The sequence below is a fragment of the Halonotius sp. F2-221B genome (assembly GCF_046719765.1).
GTDB lineage: Archaea > Halobacteriota > Halobacteria > Halobacteriales > Haloferacaceae > Halonotius.
On sequence record NZ_JABEBY010000005.1, the window covers coordinates 79,233 to 99,959 of the forward strand.

19 protein-coding genes and 1 tRNA gene are annotated in these 20,727 nt (G+C 64.8%); 12 read left to right on the forward strand and 8 right to left on the reverse strand.

The features are described 5' to 3' along the window. The first annotated feature begins 281 nt into the window (after positions 1 to 281). Positions 282 to 1,466 carry an anion permease gene (locus HKK80_RS04810; RefSeq protein ID WP_411798489.1) on the forward strand — a complete coding sequence of 395 codons (1,185 nt, stop codon included), beginning with the start codon at positions 282 to 284 and terminating at the stop codon, positions 1,464 to 1,466. 51 nt (positions 1,467 to 1,517) lie between these two features. Continuing rightward, a complete protein-coding gene (locus tag HKK80_RS04815) occupies positions 1,518 to 1,934 on the forward strand; it encodes a universal stress protein (RefSeq protein WP_411798490.1) in 417 nt (138 codons plus the stop codon). Between the two features lie 44 nt (positions 1,935 to 1,978). Here HKK80_RS04815 and HKK80_RS04820 read toward each other — a convergent pair whose 3' ends face one another. Beyond that, positions 1,979 to 2,569, reverse strand: a complete 591-nt coding sequence (locus HKK80_RS04820; protein ID WP_411798491.1) for an IMP cyclohydrolase — start codon at positions 2,567 to 2,569, stop codon at positions 1,979 to 1,981. A 128-nt stretch (positions 2,570 to 2,697) separates the two neighbouring features. On the opposite strand from HKK80_RS04820, the gene HKK80_RS04825 reads away from it, so the two are divergent. After that, positions 2,698 to 2,770: transfer RNA gene (locus tag HKK80_RS04825), tRNA-Gln, on the forward strand. A gap of 112 nt (positions 2,771 to 2,882) precedes the next feature. Here the strand turns inward: HKK80_RS04825 and cgi121 are convergent. Both cgi121 and HKK80_RS04835 read right to left on the reverse strand, forming a co-directional pair. Then, positions 2,883 to 3,389, reverse strand: coding sequence for a KEOPS complex subunit Cgi121 (gene cgi121 / locus HKK80_RS04830; protein WP_411798492.1), 507 nt, complete (start codon positions 3,387 to 3,389; stop codon positions 2,883 to 2,885). Then, positions 3,386 to 5,878 (reverse strand): ATP-dependent DNA helicase, encoded by a 2,493-nt coding sequence (locus HKK80_RS04835; protein ID WP_411798493.1) that lies wholly within the window; start codon positions 5,876 to 5,878, stop codon positions 3,386 to 3,388. The genes cgi121 and HKK80_RS04835 overlap by 4 nt, the downstream gene beginning before the upstream one ends. 127 nt (positions 5,879 to 6,005) lie before the next feature. Between HKK80_RS04835 and HKK80_RS04840 the strand changes: the two genes are divergently transcribed. Together HKK80_RS04840 and HKK80_RS04845 are read left to right on the forward strand one after the other, a co-directional pair. After that, positions 6,006 to 7,115: a pyridoxal-phosphate-dependent aminotransferase family protein gene (locus tag HKK80_RS04840; protein ID WP_411798584.1), complete on the forward strand. Its 1,110-nt coding sequence runs from the start codon at positions 6,006 to 6,008 to the stop codon at positions 7,113 to 7,115. Positions 7,116 to 7,187: 72 nt separating this feature from the next. After that, on the forward strand, positions 7,188 to 7,430 hold the full coding sequence (locus HKK80_RS04845) for a ferredoxin (RefSeq protein WP_411798494.1): 243 nt from the start codon (positions 7,188 to 7,190) through the stop codon (positions 7,428 to 7,430). Positions 7,431 to 7,439: 9 nt separating this feature from the next. Here HKK80_RS04845 and HKK80_RS04850 read toward each other — a convergent pair whose 3' ends face one another. The 4 genes from HKK80_RS04850 to HKK80_RS04865 all read right to left on the reverse strand — a co-directional run bounded on the left by HKK80_RS04850 (position 7,440) and on the right by HKK80_RS04865 (position 13,208). Then, on the reverse strand, positions 7,440 to 8,729 hold the full coding sequence (locus HKK80_RS04850) for an O-acetylhomoserine aminocarboxypropyltransferase/cysteine synthase family protein (RefSeq protein WP_411798495.1): 1,290 nt from the start codon (positions 8,727 to 8,729) through the stop codon (positions 7,440 to 7,442). A gap of 100 nt (positions 8,730 to 8,829) precedes the next feature. Then, complete coding sequence (gene metX / locus HKK80_RS04855; RefSeq protein ID WP_411798496.1) at positions 8,830 to 10,086, reverse strand: homoserine O-acetyltransferase MetX; 1,257 nt, start codon at positions 10,084 to 10,086, stop codon at positions 8,830 to 8,832. Between the two features lie 64 nt (positions 10,087 to 10,150). Beyond that, positions 10,151 to 11,431, reverse strand: coding sequence for an O-acetylhomoserine aminocarboxypropyltransferase/cysteine synthase family protein (locus HKK80_RS04860; RefSeq protein ID WP_411798497.1), 1,281 nt, complete (start codon positions 11,429 to 11,431; stop codon positions 10,151 to 10,153). 88 nt (positions 11,432 to 11,519) lie between these two features. Next, the gene (locus tag HKK80_RS04865; RefSeq protein ID WP_411798498.1) at positions 11,520 to 13,208 is read right to left on the reverse strand and encodes a histidine kinase N-terminal 7TM domain-containing protein; all 1,689 of its coding nucleotides are present in this window, start codon (positions 13,206 to 13,208) and stop codon (positions 11,520 to 11,522) included. Positions 13,209 to 13,336: 128 nt separating this feature from the next. Here HKK80_RS04865 and ligA point away from each other — a divergent pair, with 128 nt between their 5' ends. The 3 genes from ligA (at position 13,337) to HKK80_RS04880 (ending at position 16,612) form a co-directional block, all read left to right on the forward strand. After that, positions 13,337 to 15,475, forward strand: coding sequence for an NAD-dependent DNA ligase LigA (gene ligA / locus HKK80_RS04870; RefSeq protein ID WP_411798499.1), 2,139 nt, complete (start codon positions 13,337 to 13,339; stop codon positions 15,473 to 15,475). 79 nt (positions 15,476 to 15,554) lie between these two features. After that, positions 15,555 to 16,085: a helix-turn-helix domain-containing protein gene (locus HKK80_RS04875; protein ID WP_411798500.1), complete on the forward strand. Its 531-nt coding sequence runs from the start codon at positions 15,555 to 15,557 to the stop codon at positions 16,083 to 16,085. Continuing rightward, complete coding sequence (locus HKK80_RS04880; protein ID WP_411798501.1) at positions 16,082 to 16,612, forward strand: hypothetical protein; 531 nt, start codon at positions 16,082 to 16,084, stop codon at positions 16,610 to 16,612. The genes HKK80_RS04875 and HKK80_RS04880 overlap by 4 nt, the downstream gene beginning before the upstream one ends. A 6-nt stretch (positions 16,613 to 16,618) precedes the next feature. Here HKK80_RS04880 and HKK80_RS04885 read toward each other — a convergent pair whose 3' ends face one another. Continuing rightward, the gene (locus HKK80_RS04885; RefSeq protein ID WP_411798502.1) at positions 16,619 to 18,808 is read right to left on the reverse strand and encodes an ATP-dependent DNA helicase; all 2,190 of its coding nucleotides are present in this window, start codon (positions 18,806 to 18,808) and stop codon (positions 16,619 to 16,621) included. Positions 18,809 to 18,915: 107 nt separating this feature from the next. On the opposite strand from HKK80_RS04885, the gene HKK80_RS04890 reads away from it, so the two are divergent. From HKK80_RS04890 to HKK80_RS04905, 4 genes are all read left to right on the forward strand, one after another. Beyond that, positions 18,916 to 19,134, forward strand: coding sequence for a UPF0175 family protein (locus tag HKK80_RS04890; protein ID WP_411798503.1), 219 nt, complete (start codon positions 18,916 to 18,918; stop codon positions 19,132 to 19,134). Then, positions 19,135 to 19,635: a hypothetical protein gene (locus tag HKK80_RS04895; protein WP_411798504.1), complete on the forward strand. Its 501-nt coding sequence runs from the start codon at positions 19,135 to 19,137 to the stop codon at positions 19,633 to 19,635. It abuts the gene before it with no gap. A 74-nt stretch (positions 19,636 to 19,709) separates the two neighbouring features. Then, the gene (locus HKK80_RS04900; RefSeq protein WP_411798505.1) at positions 19,710 to 20,246 is read left to right on the forward strand and encodes a winged helix-turn-helix domain-containing protein; all 537 of its coding nucleotides are present in this window, start codon (positions 19,710 to 19,712) and stop codon (positions 20,244 to 20,246) included. After that, entirely contained in the window at positions 20,243 to 20,713 is a 471-nt protein-coding gene (locus tag HKK80_RS04905; RefSeq protein WP_411798506.1) for a hypothetical protein, read from the forward strand. Before HKK80_RS04900 ends, HKK80_RS04905 begins: the two co-directional genes overlap by 4 nt. The last annotated feature ends 14 nt before the right edge of the window (positions 20,714 to 20,727 follow it).

Below are 20,727 nucleotides of genomic sequence, written 5' to 3' on the forward strand. Positions count from 1 at the left end.
CACACATATTCCGGTTCGACACCCACATACTTCGGGTCAACACCCACATACTCCGGGTCGACACCCACACACGCTGGGTCGACACCCACACACGCTGGGTCGACACCACCCAGTCTGAGCCAACCCCTCGTTCGGTACATCGAGGGCAGCCCGCCGCGTTCGACACGCAGCACACCGCACCAGCAGGACGGCCAGTCAGCGGCAGGGCGTCGCAACCGGGAGCAAACAGCCGGTCGCCGACAATCCGACGAGTTAACCCACACGAGAGAGAAGGGCCACGCGTGATAGAGGGACTGCTGCTCGTTGGGATACTCGTTGCGGTCTTTGTCGGCTACAATATCGGTGGGGCGACGACCGGCCCTGCCTTCGGCCCCGCGGTCGGGGCGGGAACGATCTCGAAGACGGTCGCCGCCGGGCTGATGAGCGTCTGCTTTTTCATCGGCGCGTGGACGATCGGCCGCCGCGTCGTCGACACGCTTGGCCGGGAACTGGTCACCAACCCGGATATCTTCACGCTGCCGGCCTCGATTACGGTGCTGTTTTTCATCGGCCTCGCGCTGTTTGTCGGCAACGTCTTCGGCGTGCCGGCCTCGACCTCGATGACCGCCGTCGGCGCGATCGCCGGGCTTGGCCTCGCCAGCAACGCCCTCGATTGGGCTGTCATGGGCGAGATCGTCACCTGGTGGCTTGTCGCCCCCGTGATCGGGTTTTGGCTCTCGGCGGTTATCGGCCGATACTTCTATGCCGCGCTCAACAAGCGGGTCGCCCTCGATCAAAGCGAGGGGCCGCTGGTGACGATCGACCGCTCGGGGCTGCTGCCGGTGATCAGCTTCGGTCCGGGAACAACCAGACGGGAAATGGTCGGCACCACGATCGTCGTCTCGATCGGCTGTATCATGGCCTTTAGCTCCGGCACCAGCAACGTCGCCAACGCGATCGCGCCGCTGGTCGGCAGCGGTGCCTTAGAGATGAATACCGGCATCATCATCGCCTGTGTCGCCGTCGGCATCGGCGCGTTCACGATCGCCCGCCGGACGCTGGATACCCTCGGCAACGACATCACCGCGCTGCCGTTGACGGCGGCGATCGTCGTCGCCACGGTCTCGGCGATCCTCGTGATCAGCCTCTCGGCGATCGGCATCCCCGCAAGCTTCGTCGTCATCGCCACAATGTCGATCATCGGCCTTGGCTGGGGGCGGGCAACCCGGACGATGCGAGCCTCCCGGGAGTCGATCAGCGACCAGGCCGGCGACGCCCGCGTCACCGTTGGCTCGCTGGCCGCCGATACTGAGGGTGAGGAACTGCCCGATATCGGCGAGGAAGATCCCGAGGATATCCCCGCGGCGGCCGACCTATTTAATCCCTCAACGACCGCGCGGGTGATCGTCATGCAGAACGTCGTCCCGCTGATCTCGACGGTCGGCGCGTATCTCGTCTTTCGATTCGTTCCCGTCTTTGGCTTCTGAGACCGACCCCAACAGGCGCGCACTTATGCCGCGGGGCTGTGTTGGGATGGTATGGTATCACGTGTCCTTGTCCCGATGGACGACTCGGAGATGGCCGCCGACGCCCTCAGGTTCGCGCTGTCGGCGTTTCCGTCGGCGGCGGTGACCGTGCTCCACGTTGTCGGTGGGGCGACATCCTATATGGGCGAAGCGACGAGCCTTGCGGTCGCCGACGATGTCGATGCGGCGGCCGCCGAGCGTGCCGAACCCGTCTTCGAGCGCGCCAGAGCGATCGCCGACGACGACCGCGAGCTCACCACCACGGTTGGGCTCGGCTCGCCGGCAAAAGCGATCACCACGAACGCCGAGGGGTTCGATCTGATCGTGATCGGCAGCCACAGCAACACCATCGCCTCGCGGCTGCTGCTCGGCAACGTTGCCGAAACGGTCGCCCGCGACGCGCCGATCCCGGTGACGATCGTCCGGTAACCCGTTGCCGTGGCGCGCCGTCGGATCGACGACCGCCCGCGAACTTACCCGCCGTTTTCGATGGCGTAATCCACGCCGTCGTCGACGGTCGCAGCGGCCGCACAGATCGCGTGTTCGTAGTCGGCGGCGTAGACGGCGCGGGCCGCCTCGGCGGCGTCGTCGACATCGAAGGCGTAGGCTCGCGGGCTATCCTCCTCGTAGGTCGCCACCAACGTCGGTTCATCGACGGCCTCGACGAGCAGTGCGTCGTCGCGGACGGTGCCGATGTGGGCCGATTCGGCGGTGACGACGCCCGCGATCCGGGGCGTGTTGTAGTCGTCCTTTTCGTAGTCGAGTGCGAGCAGTGGCTCGGCCAGCGCGTCACGGGCGGGGTAGCCCAACTCGATCTTTTCGGCGATCGGATCGACGTGCGAGCCGTTGCCGACGACGACCCACTGGCCGTCGCTGGCGGGTGGCGAAACCACCTGCAGGCAGTTGTACGAGACGTAGGGGTTGTCCGTCTCGGGGGCCTCGGGTGTCGGTTCGACGGTGAGCAGGCCATCGCGGTCGGCGATCCGGCGGTTCGGGAACGACCGCGAGGAGACGCGGTAGGCACCGACGCCCGGCCCGACGACGATGAAACGGCCGATGTACATATCCGATTGAGGCGGCGTGGCGGACAAATAGCTGCTGATACGTCGCTGGCGGCGTCGGGGTCGCCGCCGCCCTGCGGCCGCTGGAACCGACACGGTTTTGTAAACCGATCCACTTCGATCGAACGCGCAGTTCCATGGGGTAGTGGCCAATCCTGTTGCCTTCTGGGGGCAACGACCCAGGTTCGAATCCTGGTGGAACTATTCACTCGTTCGATCTTCTCCGCCGGTTCGCCACGATACGAACGCACGTCGGCCATGCGTCAGACACACGTCAGCTGACCTCCAGTTGAAACAAAGGGGTCGGCCGAAATCGCTACTTCTCGACATCGAGCAGCGCGACGCGTTCGATGACGATAGCTTCCAGATCGCCGTCGACGACAGCCAGTTCGGCGTCGCCGATATCGAAAAATGCCCTGATCGTATCCTCGTTGCCGAGGGTGCTGCCGTCGCCGGCGTGACTTGCGTCGCTCGCACCGAGCAGTTCCCGCATCTGCTGTTCGGCTGCCGCCTCGTCGCCACCGCTGACGACGCTGACAACGGCGGCGTCGCCCTCGCTGACACCTATTTCGAGTGCCTGGTTGATCTGTCGGCGGCCGGCCGCATACAGCAGGATTTCGACCGCGGGATCGTCGGCGACGGCCGTGCCCTGCTCGCGAGCCCGCGCGGCCAACTCGACGGCCCGCCGGAGATGGCGGTTGCCGGCGACGTAGTCGGCGTCAAAACACTGGACGGTCGCGCCGGTCGCCTCGCTGATCGCCTCGATCTCGGCGAGAAAATCGTCGAGATCGTCGATCGTCGTCGTCGCGGTGACGGTTCTCATCCGAAATCACCCAGACTCGACTGGTCGTCGCTGTTCTCGTTGTCGTTGATGCTGGCGGTGCGGTCGCTGGTGCTGTCGCCGCCATTGTCGCCCGACGCGACGGCCGCGGTCGGCGTTTTAGCCGCGTTCACGTCGTCCATCGAGGGATCTTGTCGTCCGACGTTTTCGAGGATCGTCTCGGCCGTTTTCTCGCGGCCCCGCAACGCCCCCAACACGACGCTTTTGTCGGCGTCTCGCAGGTCGGCGCGGCTTTCGACACCGGCCTCGTAGAGCCGGCGGGCGCGCTTCCGGCCGACGTTGCGCACGCCAGCGAGATCGAGTAGTTCCTCGCGGACGCCGTACTCGATCCGTTTTTTCGCCTCGCGGATCGCAACCCGCGAAGAGAGCCCGAGTTCACCGGCCAACTGCTCGGCCGCCCCGAGCAGCCACTCGGCGGTCTCGACCTTCCCGCGGATGTCGCCGGGGCCGACGCCGTACCGTTCGGTGATTCGATCCTCGTCGACCTCGCTGGCCCAGTCCTCAAGCAGTTTCGCCGTCTTCAGCGCGGCCAGCCAGTCCTCGAAGGCGACATCCTCGTACTCCGAGGGCACCCGGCCGAGGAACTCCGATTCGTGTTCGTAGCAGAGCTCAGTGTAGGTCTCTCGATCCCCGGATTTCAGATAGAGTTCGTACATATCCGGCGTCCGGCTGACGAGATGGTAGAGGCCGAGCGGCGTGGGTTGGGCCGACTCGTCGTCGACGTCGTCTTCGCTGTCGGCGGTTTCGTCGCTCTCACTGTCGCTTTCGGCGGTGGCATCGTCGTCAGCCCCGTTCGACTGGAGTTCGCTCGCTGAGACAAACCCGTCACCGTCGTCGGCTGCCGGTCGCTCCAAGTCATCGTCCTGCCGATTCACAGGCGATGTATCCGCCGTCTTCCCGCGGTTCTCCTCGGCGTACCGCAGTCCGTCGATGATCTCGGCGGCGCTCATCGGATCGAGATAGAGCCGCGAAACGGTGTGGCCGATGTTCGTCGCGCGGATCGTGGCATCCTCGCGTTCGATGAACTCGTTGCGCTCCAAATAGGCGAGGACGGTGTCGGTCACAGTTGCGAGCCGACCCTCGTCGCCGGTCTGGGTCGCATACAGTGTCGCGTCGAGGAACTCCAGTAAGGCCTCGCGGCTGTTGGCGAAACCAGAGGAAATCGTCGCCAGCAGATGCGTTCGCAGGGCGGGCTCGGCGGCCAGTTTCGACTGGACAGGGTCGGGGTCGGCCCAGACGTACCGCTCGAAGAGTTCGTCCATCGTCTCGCTGTCCTTTGCGAGGAGGACGGCCTCGCCGTAAGGATCGAGGCCGGGGCGCCCCGCGCGGCCGCACATCTGGTGAATTTCGAGTGTGTCGAGCGGCTGCATCCCGCCGAACTCGCCGTCGTAGCGTCGCCAGTCACGAACGATGACGCGGCGGCTCGGCGTGTTGACGCCCGCCGCGAGGGTCGGCGTCGCACAGATCACCTTCAGGAGTCGATCCCGAAAGGCATCCTCGACGAGGCTGCGATGCTCCGCGGCGAGGCCAGCGTGGTGGAACGCCGCGCCGCCTTCGACGCAGTCGGCGAGGTCGTCGCTGGTGTCGGTATCAGAGACCTGCCGGATCTCGCTTGCGAGCTCGCGGAGATCGGCGCGCTCCTCGCCTATGAGATGGGATTCGACGACGCCAGCTTGTCGATCCGCGGCCGACTCGGCGTTGCGGCGAGAGTTCACGAACACAAGCGTCGAGCCGCCCTCTTCGAGGGTGTCGTCGACGAGGGCTTCGGTCTGTCGCTGGCTGCTGGCGACCGGAACCTCGCGTTGGCTGCCGTCATCGAAGTTGATCGCGTTGCCGTAGTGGACGCCCATTCGGAGGTCGATTGGCCGCCAATCGGACTGGACGAGTTCAGCGTCAAGCCAGTCGGCGATTTCGTTGGCGTTGCCGACGGTCGCAGAGAGGGCGACAGTCTGGAGGTCGGGATTGATCCGACGAAGTTTGGCGAGGGTGACCTCCAGTGTCGGCCCGCGGTTTGTGTCGTCGACGAGGTGGACTTCGTCGGCGACGACACAGGAGAGGTCATCGATCCACGGCGCGTTGTTCCGGATGAGCGAATCGACCTTCTCGCTGGTGGCGACGATGATATCGCGGCTGGCCAGCCACTCGCCGCTGGCCTCGTAGTTGCCGGTCGAGACGCCGACCGAGAACCCCTTGTCTTCCCAACGTTCGAACTCGGTTTTCTTCTCGCTGGCGAGGGCACGAAGCGGCACGATGTAGAGGGCAGTCCCGCCGCGCTGGATCGCCGACAGCATGGCGAGTTCGGCGATCAGCGTCTTCCCGCTGGCGGTCGGCACCGAGGCGACGAGGCTCTCGCCCTCGGTCAGGCCGGCCTCGACGGCCTCGGCCTGGGGTGGGTACAGCTCCTCGATCCCCTCGCCAGCGAGGTGGTCGGCAACACCTGGCGGCAAGTTGGGGATCTCGGCTGGCTTCATTAGCGTTCCTTGGCTGGTGGTGGGGTTTAAATTTCCGGACAGCAGGTCGTCGGCCGCAACGCCGCCAGCGCGGTATCAAAACTACCATGCCCTCTCGGCGACGACACCCGATCACAAGGTGGATTCCGTGACGAAAAAACAAGAGTACACCGGCGACTATCCCGAGAAGACGCTGTATCTCCCCGGCCCGACCGAAGTCCGCGACGACGTGATCGAGGAGATGGCCCAACCGGTCTTCGGCCACCGGATGGATCGGATGACCGACCTCTACACCACGATCGTCGAGGACACCAAGGAGTTCCTCGGTACCGACCAGGACGTGATCATCCTCACGGCCTCGGGCACCGAGTTCTGGGAGTCGACGACGCTCAGCCTCGTCGACGACCGCATGCTCGTGCCGACCTCGGGCGCGTTCAGCGAGCGACAGGCCAACGTTGCCGAACGCCTCGGCAAAGAGGTCGACCGCATCGAATACGAGTGGGGCCAAGCCGTCAAACCCGACGACATCCGCGACGCACTCGAAGCCAGCGACGAGGGGTACGACGTCGTCGGCATGGTAATGAACGAAACCTCGACCGGCGTTCGCAACCCGGTCGAAGAGATCGGCGACCTACTCGGCGACTACCCGGATACCTACTTCGTCGTCGATGCCATCTCCTGTCTCGGCGGCGACGAGATCGACATCGAGGCCCACAACATCGACTGCATTTTCACCTCCGTCCAGAAGGCCTTCGCCATGCCGCCCGGACTGGCGGTCTGTACTGTCAGCGAGGACGCCTACGAGCGAGAGGTCGGCAAAGAGTCAGCGTCGTGGTACGGCGGTTTCCAGCGGTGTCTGGACTACTACGATCGGAAGGGCCAGACGCACTCAACGCCCGCGATCCCGCTCATGCTGGCCTACCGCAAGCAGATGAAACACATGCTTGATGAGGGCCACGACGCCCGCGACCAACGCCACCAGGAGATGGCCGAGTACACCCGCGAGTGGGCCCGCGAGCACTTCGGCCTGTTCCCCGAGGACGGCTACGAGTCACAGACCGTGACCTGCATCGAGAACACCCGCGGCATCGATGTCGCCGCCACCGTCGAACAGGTCTCCGAGGAGTACGACATGGTCTTTTCGAGCGGCTACGGCGACCTCAGCGAGGAGTCGTTCCGGATCGGCCACATGGGCGAACACACTGTCGAGTCGATCAAGGAACTGACCGACGCGATCGAAGACGTGGCTGATCTATAGTCGTCCTCACCGTCTCTCTGCAAATCTTCCGCGTGCAACACGGCTATGTAGCCCACCTCCCAACATCGATGCATGCAAGTCGAATTCGACCGCGACACCTGTATCGGGATGTTCCAGTGCGTCGCCGAGTGGGATGGCTTTGAGAAGGATATGGACGCCGGCAAGGCCGTGCTGAAGAATAGCGAGGAAACTGAGGAAGGCGTTTTTGTTGCCGAGGTCCCAGAAGACGAGGAACTCGATGCGAAGTTTTCGGCCCGCTCGTGCCCGGTCGACGCTATCGCCGTCTACGATGACGACGGCGAGCAGATCGTCTGAATCGCGCTGTTAGCTCGACCCCGTGATCGCCTGATCAAGGTCGTCGATGATGTCCTGTGGATCTTCGATTCCGACCGACAGCCGCACGAGGTCGTCGGTGACGCCCGCCGACAGTTTCTCTTCGTCGCTGAGTTGCTGGTGGGTCGTCGACGCCGGGTGAATGATGAGCGTTTTCGCGTCGCCGACGTTCGCCAGCAGCGAGGCCAACTCGGTCGACTCGACCGTCCCGCGAGCGGCGTCGTAGCCGCCCTCCAGCCCGAAGGTGATCATGCCGCCGTAGCCGCCGTCGAGATATTTCGAGGCCATCTCGTGGGTTTCGTGACTTTCGAGGCCGGGATAGGTCACCCACGACACGTCGTTGTGGTCTTCGAGGAACTCGGCAACGGCCATGGCGTTCTCGCAGTGTCGTTCCATCCGCATCGGTAGCGTTTCGAGTTTCTGCATGGTGACCCACGCATCGAAAGGACTCTGTTGGTTGCCGAGGTCGCGTAGCCCGCGGGCGATGGCGGCGTAGGTGAAGCCGGCGTCACCGAACGTTTCGGCGAAGTTGACCCCGTGGTAGGCGGGGTTGGCTGCGCCGATCTCGGGGTAGTCGTCGGCGTGGGCCAGCCAGTCGAAGGAACCGCCGTCGATCAGCGCGCCGCCGACCGTCGAGCCCGCGCCGTGAATCCACTTCGTCGTCGACTCCCAGACCAGATCCGCGCCGTGTTCCAGCGGGCGGCAGAGCGCGGGCGAGGCGAAGGTGTTGTCGACGAACAGCGGCGTGTCGTGTTCGTGGGCGATGTCGGCGATGCGTTCGAGATCCGGCGTTACGAGGGCAGGGTTGCCGATTGTTTCGAGGTGGACGTAGGCGGTGTCGTCGTCGATCGCGTCGGCGTAGGCGTCGTAATCGAGCGTGTCGACGAAGCGGGTCGTGATCCCGCGACGTTCGACGCTGTGGGTGAGATAGGTGTAGGTACCGCCGTAGAGCGACGACGCCGAGACGATGTTGTCGCCGGCTTCCGCCAGCAGGAACGTCGCCACGTCGAGCGACGCCATCCCGGAAGCGGTGGCGACCGCGCCGACGCCACCCTCAAGGGAGGCCAGTCGCTCCTGGAGCTGGCCGACCGTCGGGTTCATCAGCCGCGAGTAGATGTGGCCCGGTTTTTCGAGGGCGAACTGTTTGGCGGCGTCTTCGGCGTCATCGAAGACGTAGGAGGTGGTCTGGTGGATCGGCGGTGCGCGCGAGCCGGTCGCGGGGTCGGGATCGGTGCCGGCGTGGAGGCTTCGGGTCTCGAAGCCGTCTGTGTCGTCGGACATACGGCGGGTAGACGCCGAGCGGCCACCTAAAACTGCCTGCCGCCCGCGGGACTGCCGGTATCTCGGACGTAGTGCTGCCGTGGTAGCCGCTGGCGACACCTCAGCCCGAAAACAGACTGCTGTGGACGGGCGCGAAGTCGGCCTCGCCGTCGTCGACGGGTTCCTCGTCGTCGGCTGCGGTGTCGGTGATCGCGCGACCGTCCAGTCCATTGTTGAGGAAGTCACGCACCGGCGGGCCGACGCTCTCGGGCTCGACGAGGAAGGCGTCGTGGCCGTGGTCGGAGTCAACGACGTGGTGGGCGACCGACACCGCCGCGGCGCGGAACGCCTCGGCCAGCGTCTCCGACTGGCTCACCGTGAAATGCCAGTCGGCGGTAAACGACAGCAGCAGGGCCTCGCCCTCGAAGGCCGAAATGGCTCGCTCGATAGTGCCGTGGCCCTCCGCCAGATCGTAGTCGTCCATCGCTCGCGTCAGGTAGAGGTAGCTGTTGGCGTCGTATCGCTCGGTGAATTTCTCGGCGTTGTAGTCGAGATACGACTCGACTTCCCGGTAGGGGAAGAAGGCGGCGGCCTTATCGGGCGGAAAGAGGGCGTCGCTGCCCTCGATGCCGCTGTCGCGACCCGCCGAGCGGCGGCCGAACTTGCGCTCCATCGAGGCCTTCGAGAGGTACATGATGTGGCCGAGTTGGCGGGCGATAGCGAGGCCCTGCTGTGGCGGGCTCGCCTCCTCGCCGTCGCCGCCGTAGTAGTCGCCGCCGTTCCAGTTGGGGTCGCTGCGGATCGCCCGCCGGGCGACGGCGTCGATGGCGAGGCACTGCGGGTCAAGCGTGGCCGCCGCTGCGACCGGAGCGATCAACTCGGCGTCGTCGGGGTACTGTTTGGCCCACTCCAAGACGTTCATCCCGCCGACGCTGCCGCCGATGATGAGCCGGAGGCGGCCGACGCCGAGGTGGTCGAGCAGGCGACGTTGTGCGCGCGTCCAGTCGCTGATCGTGACGGGTGGGAAGTCGGTGCCGTAGGGCTCGTCGGTCTCGGGATTCGTTGACGACGGCCCCGAGGAGCCGTAACAGGAGCCGGGGACGTTCGCACAGACGACGTAGTAGTCGGTGGTGTCGATGGCCTTCCCGGGGCCGACGATATCGCCCCACCACGCGCGGGCCTGGCCCGCCGTCCCGGGGGTGTTGTAGCTGGCGACGTTCTGGCTGCCGGTCAGGGCGTGACAGACCAAAACCGCGTTGTCGCCGGTGAACTCGCCGTAGGCCTCGTAGGCGATTTCGAGGTTGGGGATCGACTCGCCGCACTCGAAGCGGAACTCGCCGAGTTCGACGACCCCGCGATCGACTTCGGTCGCGCTCATTGGTTGTTCCTCCTGTGTCGCCGCCGCGCATAGTCTGTTCGACTCGGCGTTCGAACGCGTCGGCTCATTGGTCGGCGGCCACCTCCAGGCCGGCGTCGAGGTCGGCGACGATGTCCTCACTGTTCTCGATTCCGACCGACAGCCGGAGCATGTCGGGGGCGACGCCCGCCGCGCGCTGTTCGTCCTCGCTCAACTGGGCGTGGGTCGTCGACGCCGGGTGGATGACGAGCGTCTTTGCGTCACCGATGTTGGCGAGGAAACTCGTCAACTCGACGGCCTCACAGAACGCTTTCGCCGCCTCGAAGCCACCCTCGACGCCGAAGGTGACCATCCCGCCGTAGCCCGCCAAGTATTCGCTGGCGTTGTCGTGGGTCGCGTGGTCGTCGAAGCCGGGATAGGTCACCCACGACACGCGGGGATCGTCTCGGAGGAATTCGGCGACGACGTGGGCGTTCTCGCAGTGGCGATCCATGCGCAGCGGTAGCGTTTCGATGCCCTGCATCGTCTGCCAGGCGTCGAAGGGTGACTGCTGATTGCCGATTGCCCGAACCGCACGATGGCGGGCCGCCAGCGTGAACGCGCGGTCGCCGAACCGCTCGCTGAAGTCGAAGCCGAAGCCGGGGTTTTCGCCCGAGAGTTCGGGGTAGTCAGCATCCGGGTGATCCCACGGGAAGGTGCCGCCGTCGACGAGAATACCGCCGACGGTCGTCCCCGAGCCGTGAATCCATTTGGTCGTCGACTCCCAGACGATGTCCGCGCCGTGTTCGATCGGGCGGCAGAGCGCGGGCGTCCCGAAGGTGTTGTCGACGACGAGCGGGACGGCGTGGTCGTGGGCGATGTCGGCGAGTCGTTCGAAATCCGGCGTGACGAGCGAGGGGTTAGCGATGGTTTCGACGTGGACGTAGGCGGTGTCGTCGTCGATGGCGTCGTCGTAGGCGTCGTAGTCGAGGGTGGGCACCGTGCGGGCTTCGATCCCCCGGCGCGGCGCGAGCGTCGAGAGGTAGCTGCCGGTGCCGCCGTACATGTCGCTGCTGGCGACGACGTTGTCGCCGCTCTGGGCCAAGACGGTCGTTAGCGCGTCGAAGGAACCCATCCCCGAGGCGGCGGCGACCGCGCCGACACCACCTTCGAGATCGGCCAACCGGGCTTCAAGCTGGCGGACAGTGGGGTTCGAGACGCGGGAGTACACGTCGCCCTCCTCGCGGAGCGCATAGAGGTCGGCGGCGGTGTCGGCATCCTCGAAGACGTAGGAAGAGGTCTGATAGATCGGTGTCGCCCGCGCGCCGGTGTCGGGGTCAGGCTCCGTCCCGGCGTGCAGACTCCGCGTGTTGAAGCCCGTGGTCATGTATAGTGTGCATATATCTCTACGTGTTTATGCATGAGAGTTACGGCAAAAGCCGCTGGTTTGCGGTGCGGCACCGTCTGTCAGGATCTCAGGTCGAAACCCCGGTAACCTCGAAACACGCCCCGCCGTCGTCGCTCTCGTCGACCGTGATCCGCCAGCCGTGGGCTTCGATGATCCGCTTGACGACCGCCAGGCCGATCCCGGTTCCGTCCTCGTCGGTGCTGTACCCGAACTCGAAGAGATCCTCGCGGTCGTCGGGATCGATCCCGCTACCGTCGTCTTCGACCGCAAACCCCTCGGCTGTCGACGTGACCGTGACCGTTGAGGCCTCGCTGTGGTCGTTGGCGTTCCGAAAGAGGTTCTCGAAGGCCTGCCGGAGCCGAGCGGGATCGGCCGGCACAGTTCGATCAGTGTCGACGCGGAGCGCCATCCCACCGGTCTCGGCGGTCGCCCACGCCTCGGTCGCACACGCTTCCAGCGAGACGGGTTCGGGATCGGCAACCGTCTGTCCCTGCCGGGCCATCGTGAGCAACACGTCGATCAGCTCGTCCATCCGGTCGTGGGAATGTGCGATGTGCTCAAGTCCCATCTGGGCGGTGCCGACATCCGGCTCCTCGCCGTCGAGAGCGTCTGTGACCGCCGCGACCCAGCCCTCCGCGGTCGACAGCGGATTGCGGAGATCATGCGAGACGACATCGGCGAACTCTTCGAGCCGCTCGTTTTGCTCTTCGAGCTGTCGCTCCCGCTGTTTGCGGTCGGTGATATCGCGCAAGACGAGGACGTACCCCTGGGTGATATCGAACTGATCGGTCACCTGTGTCACTTCGAGGTCGTAGACGCGTGGCGGGGTGTCGGCCGTCGTGAACTCGACCGGCGTCTCCGGGCTCTCGATTGCGGTTTGCAGCCGCTTGGTGAGGCCCTCAGCATCGGTTTCGCTGAGTGCAGTCCGTTTTTCGAGTGCCCCGATCACCTGCGTGGCCGCCTCGTTGTACTCGATGACGGTCAGCTCGTCGTCGACGATGACGGCTGGATCAGCCATCTCGCGGAAAAACCGATCGGCCGCAACGGGCGCGCTTCGCAGGAAATCGTACCGGTAGAGGGCGATCCAGATAACGACCCCCTGTCCGGCGTACAACACCGGCGTGACATCCAGTTGTGGATGAAGCTGAATCCCGAAGAGCGGCAACAGCGTCGCGCCCGTGTTTACCGCGACCACCGCCAGAATAATCGTGGCCTGATACCGATAGAGGCTCTGTGTCCGGCGGATGAATCGAACCAGCAGCGCGAACGTAAACAGGAGCACGCCCAGCACAAAGAGGAACGTGAGCTGTGTGTATGGGCCATACACTTCCAGCGGGAGGACGAACAGCCCGAACTGGCCGAAATCGATATCCGCGATGAGGAGGTCGTTGGGGTTGACAATTCGGAGGAGGCTGTGGACGCCCGCCCACAGCCACAGCAGTCGCGGCGCGAAATCCGGGATCCATTCGCTGTCGCCGGTGTAGTCGATCACGAACGCGAACCAGGCGGCGATCGAAAGCGCGGCCGCAATCCCCTGGCCAACGACGGCGGCGCGGGTCAGCAGTCCCTCCGGGCCGAGCAACATACTCAGGTAACAGCCAGCCCACAGCCCGTATGCAGCCAGCAGGCGGGCGAACTTGTCGGTAACCGGGTGGTCGATCCGATACCGCGCGTAGGCGGCCAGCCCGAAACTGACGAACGTAGATGAAAATATCAATATGGCGACAACGACACTCAACAGGACGCCATCGCCCATGTGAGTAACAGATTGTTGTAAACACACATAAATAGTGGCCACAGAGACAGGGGCAGACCGACTGGTCGTCCAGATCTCGTCAACCGGAACCGAACCGACTTTTCACGCACGTGCCGTTGAGGTCGCTAATGAGCTACGCCGACAGCGACAACCCCTATCTCCGCGATCCGCCGACCGACTTCGAGCCCGTCGACTCGCTTTCGCCCGACGAGGCCGAACAGCAGGTCGACCAGCTCAGAGCCGCGATCCGCGAACACGACTACCGGTACTACGTCGACAACGATCCGCTGATCGCCGACCGCGTCTACGACGATCTCTTCGACCGCCTCGAAACGCTCGAAGCCGCATTCGATCTCGCTGGCACCGACAGCCCGACCACCCGTGTCGGCGGCCAGCCGGTCGACGATCTCGACACGGTCGAACACACCGCGCCGATGCTGTCGATCGCTCAGAGCGGCAACGCCGACGACGTGCGGGAGTTCGACGACCGCACCGCCCGGATGCTCCGCGACGAGGGGTTCGACTCCGAGGATATCGGCTACGTCTGCGAGCCCAAATTCGACGGCATCTCCATCGAACTCGTCTACGAGGACGGCCGCCTCACTCGCGCGGCGACCCGCGGCGACGGCGCGGAAGGCGACGACGTGACCGCCCAGACCCGGCGCATCCGCGCGATTCCGCAGCGACTCCGCGGCGATTCCCCCGCGTTGCTGGCGGTTCGCGGCGAGGTCTTCATGCCGAAAGACGGGTTTCGGGAGCACAACCGACAGCGCGTCGAAGCCGGGAAGGAACCCTTTGCGAACCCGCGTAACGCGACCGCCGGGACGATCCGCCAACTCGATCCGAGCGTCGTCGCCGACCGGCCGCTGGACTGTTTCGTCTACGACATCATGGCCTACGAGGCCGGCGACGAGGCGGGCAACGATGCTACCGATGAGACAACCCCCGACCGCCCCGCCACCCAGTGGGCCGAACGCGACGCCATCGAGGCCTGGGGGTTCCACGTCGACGACCTCGCCGAGCGGGTCACCGACATTGAGGGCGCAATCGAGTACCGCGATTCCCTGCTCGACAAACGCGAGGAGCTGAACTACGAGATCGACGGCGTCGTCATCAAAGTCGACGACATCGCTGCGGCCGACGCCCTCGGCACCACAGCCCGGGAGACGCGCTCGGCGTTCGCCTACAAGTTCCCCGCCCGCACCGAGGTCACGACGGTCACCGATATCGTCGTCCAGGTCGGCCGCACCGGCCGGCTCACGCCTGTCGCGCTCCTGGAACCAGTCCAGGTCGGCGGCGTCACCGTCTCCCGGGCGACCCTGCACAACCCCGGCGAGATCGAATCCCTCGGCGTCGCTGTCGGCGACCGCGTGCGCGTCCTCCGCGCTGGCGACGTGATCCCCTACATCGAGGAGGTCGTCGAGGTCGACACCGACGAGACCTTCGCGTTTCCCGAAACCTGCCCCGTCTGCGACAGCGCCGTCGACCGCGACGGGCCGCTGGCGTTCTGTACGGGCGGACTGGGCTGTTCGGCCCAACGCGAGCGCGCCATCGAACACTACGTCAGCCGCGGCGGCCTCGACATCGAAGGCCTCGGCCCCGAGCGCATCGCCCAACTCCGGGCGGCCGACCTGCTTGACTCGCTGGACGACCTCTACCGCCTCGACCGCGAGGAGTTGGCCGCGCTGGAGGGGTGGGGCGAAAAGAGCGCGCAGAACCTTCTCGACGAGATCGACGCCGCCAGCGAGCCGCCGCTCGATGCCTTTCTCACCGCGCTGTCGATCCCGGAGGTCGGTAGCGCGACCGCGACCGCGCTCGCCCGGGAGTTCGGTTCGCTTGACGATCTGATCGACGCCGACACCGACGAACTCGAAGCCGTCGATGACGTGGGGCCAATCGTCGCCGAGACGATCCGGGACTTTTTCGACAACCCGGAGAACCGCGCGGCCATCGACGCGCTGCTGGATGCGGGTGTCGACCCCCAGCCGGTCGACGGAGCCGACGCCGGCGACGAACTCGGTGGTCTCACGTTCGTGTTCACTGGCTCGCTGGCGGTCTCGCGGGACGACGCCCAGTCGCTGGTCGAAGCCCACGGCGCGAACGCGACCGGGAGTGTCTCCGGCAACACCGACTATCTCGTCGCTGGCGACAACGCCGGCCAGCGAAAACAGGACGACGCCGACGGCAACGGCGTACCGATCCTCACCGAACGTGATTTCGCCGAACTGCTGGCCGACTACGGGATCACCTGGCCGCCGGACGAATAGCCGAGCAGCGTGTCGACGGTCTCCGTTCGCTCATCTCGGCGGAAGCGTTATGAGGAATTATCCATAATTCGTAATCCAGATGGCGAAATCACCACCGCAGTCGGGGCAGCCGTCGATCCACCAGCTCCAGACTGTCGTCGATATCCTCGAAACGCCGGCTCTCGCCCGGATGTACGCCCACATTCTGCGGGAGGGCCCGGTCAGCGTCGCCGACATCGTGTCGGCACTCGATGTTCCGCAGGGAACCGCCTACGACTACGTTCAGAAACTCGACGCGGCCGGATTGATCGAACAAACCCGCGAGCAGCGGCCCGCCGAGTACGATACCGAGGCGATTTCGCTCACGCTCTCGACGGATGGCGACAGCCAAACGATTACGCCGGCCCTCATCGCCGCCGTCGCCCGCCGCGAGACGGACGAGGATATCGACGTGTTCGTCGACCGCCACGGCCTCGACGGCCTCGCTACTGCACTGGAGTACGCCACCGAATACGTCGAGGGTACCGTCAACCACCGTATCGCAGCCCGCGAACTCGACCTTTCGCCGCTCGAAGCTGAGATCATCCTGCAAGCACTGGAACCCATCGTGACCGAGTACCGGACTGCATGACGACGGCGTACATCGCTGATACGGGGGTGTTCGTCCGCTGTGGCGGTCCGGACAACGAGAAATTCCGGCGGCTTCGCCACGCCCTCCGCGAGGCCGGTGTTTCCTTACTCATTCCGCAACGGGTCTACGAGGAAATCGGGGGCGACTCGGCAGCGACGGAGTATCCATCCGGAAACGTGCCATATGGCGACGGGTTCGAGGAAGGCTGGCTCACCGTCGCCAACGAACTCGATTACACGGAGTCGGTCGTCTCGACAGTGATGGACGCCGCCCGTCGGTTCATCGCGGCCGAAACCGACCGCGATGAGGATCTGATCGAGAAAGCCGACACGGCACTCCTCGGACTCGCTGTGCAGGTACTTGCATCGGGACAGGCCGACCACGTTGTGCTCCTGACGACCGACAAACCGGCCGGCCGGGCAGCCGAAACGCTCCTTCCGAAACATGGATTTGACGATCAGATTACGTACCGATACGCCAGTGTCGAGTACCTCGAAACAATCACTGCCGAGGATTTCTCACGCTGAGCCGCGTTATGGCTCCGGCGGCGCGCCGTCGTAGGCGTCGTGGTCGGTGTAGAAGTTCAGCATCGCAAACTTCAGCTTCTCCGGACTGATATCGACCAACTCCTCGCGCTCTTCGACCGGAAAACTCCGGCGAACGCTGTATTTCCCCATGTCAGCGTTGGTGTATCGCTTGTCGGCGAGAATCCGCACGCCGAAATCCTCCGGCGAGCGGATCACCCGTCCGAGCGCCTGCCGCGTCTTGCGGATCGTCGGAATCTCGACAGCGTAGGCCCAGCCGGCGTCGCGCTTCTGGTGGGTGCCGCTGTAGGCGCGCTCGTAGGCGTCCTGGACGGCCTCCATCCGCTCGGAGAGTTGCGGGTACGGCACGCCGATGACGGCGACGGTGCGGGCTTCGTCGCCGTCGAAGCTCACGCCCTCGGCGAGGGTGCCCCACAGCGACGTGAACAACGCGGCGTCGTCGCTGGCGACGAACCGCTGGCGGAGGTCTTCGGTCGATTTCCCCGATTCGTCGAGGATGAACGTGCCGAGCGGTTCGTCGGCACGGTTCTCGACGCTGAGGCGACCGTGATAGCGTTCGGCCTCAGAGTATGAGGGAAAGAACAGCAGTGTGTTGCCGGGCGTAAACCGGATCACGTCTCGGAGGAGGTTCGTGATCGTCTCCTGGGTCGCGGGGTCGTCGCGCTCGCTGGCGAACAGGGCCGGTACCTCGGCGGCGTACGTCCGGCGATTTTCCTCGGGATAGGCGAGTCCGTAGGCCATCGTCGCCGGCGAGTCCAGTCCGAGTACGTCCTCGGTCACCTCGAAGGGCCGCAGCGTCGCGCTCATCAACACGCTGGCGTACACGTCGTCGAAGAGGTCTCGGGTGACTTCGCGCGGAATACACGTGTAGAGTTCGGCACGGCCGTAGACGTCGCCGGTTCCTTCGTTTCGCCGGACGCCGGCCATCGGGTGCTGGCCGAGTTCGCCGCCCTCGTCCATCCAGGTGTTGATGAACTGGGCGGCCTGGAGGGTCTGGCACTCCGCGCGGCTCGTCGCCTCGCCCTCCTTGTATGCGCGCTCGTACTCCTCGTCGAGGGTGCGGCCGAGCTGTACCGCGAGTTCGGTCTCGGTATCGATCCCGCAACCCTCGTAGAGCCGCAGGAAGGCGAGGGTGATCTCGTCGCGTGCGTTGGGGTTGGCGATCGACACGTCCTCCCAGTGCTCGCCGACGTTGTCGCGTTCGTACTCGCTGAGTTCGTCCTCGTAGGTGACGATGAGCGCGTCGCGGAACGCCTCGATGACGTTGCGGGCGGGCTCGGCGCGGGAGTCCTCGACGCCGGCGAGTTCGTCGAGCGCGGAATCGAGCGTGTTCTCGGTCAGGGTTTTCGTCGCGTGATCGCGGGCCGCGCCCTCGATGTTGTGGGCCTCGTCGAAGACGGTGATCACGTCGCTCGGCTCGCAGTCGAGCCACCGGAAGAACTGCTCGCGGATCATCGGATCGAGCAGGTGGTGGTAGTTGCAGACGACGAGATCGATGTCCTCCATGCCTTCCTTCAGAAGTTCGTACCCACAGAGGCCCTGCTGGTCGGCGTACTCGTAGATCTCCTCGGGCGTTCGAACGTCCTCGAAGAGCCACGCGAAGAAGTCGTCGGTGTCGGCGGTGAGGTTGTTGTAGTAGTAGTCGCAAACGTTGCCGCCGCGAAGGTCGTCGAGTTCCTCTTCCAGGTCGTCGAGTTCGTCCATCACCGCGCTGCGGGCTTCCGCTGCGCCCGCTTCACCCTCCTGACTCGCCTCAAGGAGTTCTTCTTGCCGGGCGGCGAGTTCCTCGTGGTCGGTTTCGGTGTCGACGAGTTCGCGGGTGGTATCCCGGAGCGTCTGGCACTCCTGATAGCCAACGTCGATGTGGCACATCTCGGCTTTGCCCTTGAAAACGACCGCCCGGATCGGCTCCGTGCGGGTGATCGCGCGGGCGTCGTCGACGAACTGCCGCATCTGCTGGTGGACGTTGGTGGTGATGACGACCGTTTTGTCGTTGTCTCGCGCGTAGGCGAGGGCGGGCACGAGCGCGGAGAGGGTCTTCCCGGTGCCGGGCGCGCCCTCGAAGAGTACGTCGCGGGCCTGTCCCAGCGAGTTGGCGATCCGGTCGATAGCCTCGCGCTGGTTCGGATACGGCGTCTCGTAGGGGAAAAACCGGAGGTCGTTGTCCGCGGCTGTCACACCGATTCTTTGGCGGCAACCGATTAAAACATGGGGGCCACAGCGTCCCGCTCCGTATCTCGCGCGAAGATAGATTCTTGCACGTAGGGGCTCTACTATCGGATACGATGGCCTCGACTGAATCCCCAAACGAGGAGCTGGCAACGGCTATCGGCCGGTACGTCCTCGGAGAGGTTTCACTCGCTAAGGCAGCCGAAACTGCGGGGCTGTCCCGCTGGGAGTTCGAAACGCGGCTACAGGAGGCCGGCTTCGACGCGCTCTATGGCCCGCGAACGGACGATCAGTTGGCCGAGGAAATTGATACCGCGCGGAACCTCAACGAGTAGATGGCTGATGCGTATCCGGGGCCACTCTTTCTCGATGCGACGGTCGTCAGCAATTTTGCCAGCACGGACGGCTGTGAACTGCTTGTCCGAACGCTTGGTTCTCCGGTAGTCACGCCAGCAGTCCAAGACGAGATCGAACGCGGCGAAGCCCACGGCCACGAGTACCTTGCGACGGCAGTGGCTGCTATCGATGACACCATACCAATTCACACGGTGTCAACACCAGCTGCGGAGCCGTCGAGTCAGATTGAACTCGATGCTGGTGAGGCTGAATCACTTCGGGGTGCGATTGCCACCGACGGAACCATCGCAACCGACGATCTGGCCGCACGACGGGCTGCCACACAGCAGGACGTGCCGGTAACGGGATCAATCGGACTTCTCGTTCACTGCATTACTCACGATGAGTTGAGTCCTGAAACCGCGGACGACTGGCTCACAACGTGGCGGGACAAACGAGGATACTACGCTCCTGTGGACAGTATCTCTGAGGTACTGTAGCCATCCGACGACGCGACTTTGCATATATTTGCATGCTCACAAACTATATTGCAACACATCCCGTATATACAGGCATGGATGAGTTTGATCCGGCTCCGGCTGTTGACGACGCGGCCGAGCCACGCCAGCAGTGGCTCGACGAGACCGACACCTTCGGCCGGGTCTACGACGTTGTACTCGGTATCACGTCGCCGACGCCCGCGGCGGAGATCGCCGAGATTGCCGACTGCTCGGCCAACGCCGCGACCAAACACCTCACGCGACTGGCGGAGATGGGCGTCGTCAACGCCGACCGCGAGAGCCGCCCGGCGCGCTTTGCTCGCAACGACGGTTATCTCGAATGGCAGGAGGCCAGCCGGATCGCCCGCGAGCTATCGGTCGCCGAAATCATCGACCGCGTCGAGTCGCTGGAAGCCGAGCGCGACGAGTACGAAGAGCGATTCGGTACGACCGATCCCACCGAGGTTTCCGTCTTTGACCACGGCGACCACGATACCATCCACGAGCGTATGGCCGCAGTCAGTGAGTGGCAAGGGCTGATCCGTGATCTGCGGCTCTACGAACTGGCCCGCCAACTGGCCCAAAACGACGGCCACCTGATCCCGGCATGACGCCGCCAGCGGGGCCACCGGACGATCCGACGGAGCGACCGGACGGTTCGACGGGGCCGCCGGATCGCCAGACGTTGCGACTGCTCGAACGCCAGTGTGCAACGACGCCGCTGGTCGCCGACACCGAATTCCAGCCGCGTTCAACGGAGCCGCGCCGGCTGGTGGCGACGCTCGACACCGACGCGTTTCCCAATGAGGTTACGACCGCTCGGCTCGATATCCGGTGGTTCACGACCGGCGATTTCTCGTTGCACTACGTCGAAACGACAACTGACGGCGACCACTGGGAGTGCCGCTGGGATCGACATCCGAACCCGCACAGCGCGCGGTGCCATGTTCACGAACCACCGGACAGAACATCTGTTGTCGATTTCTCACTGGAATCAACCCACCCACTCGATGTGTATGCGACGGTCGTTGCGGCGATCCAGCAACGGCTTGCGGATCACTGGGACGACGAAACGTAAAAACGGAGCCGATC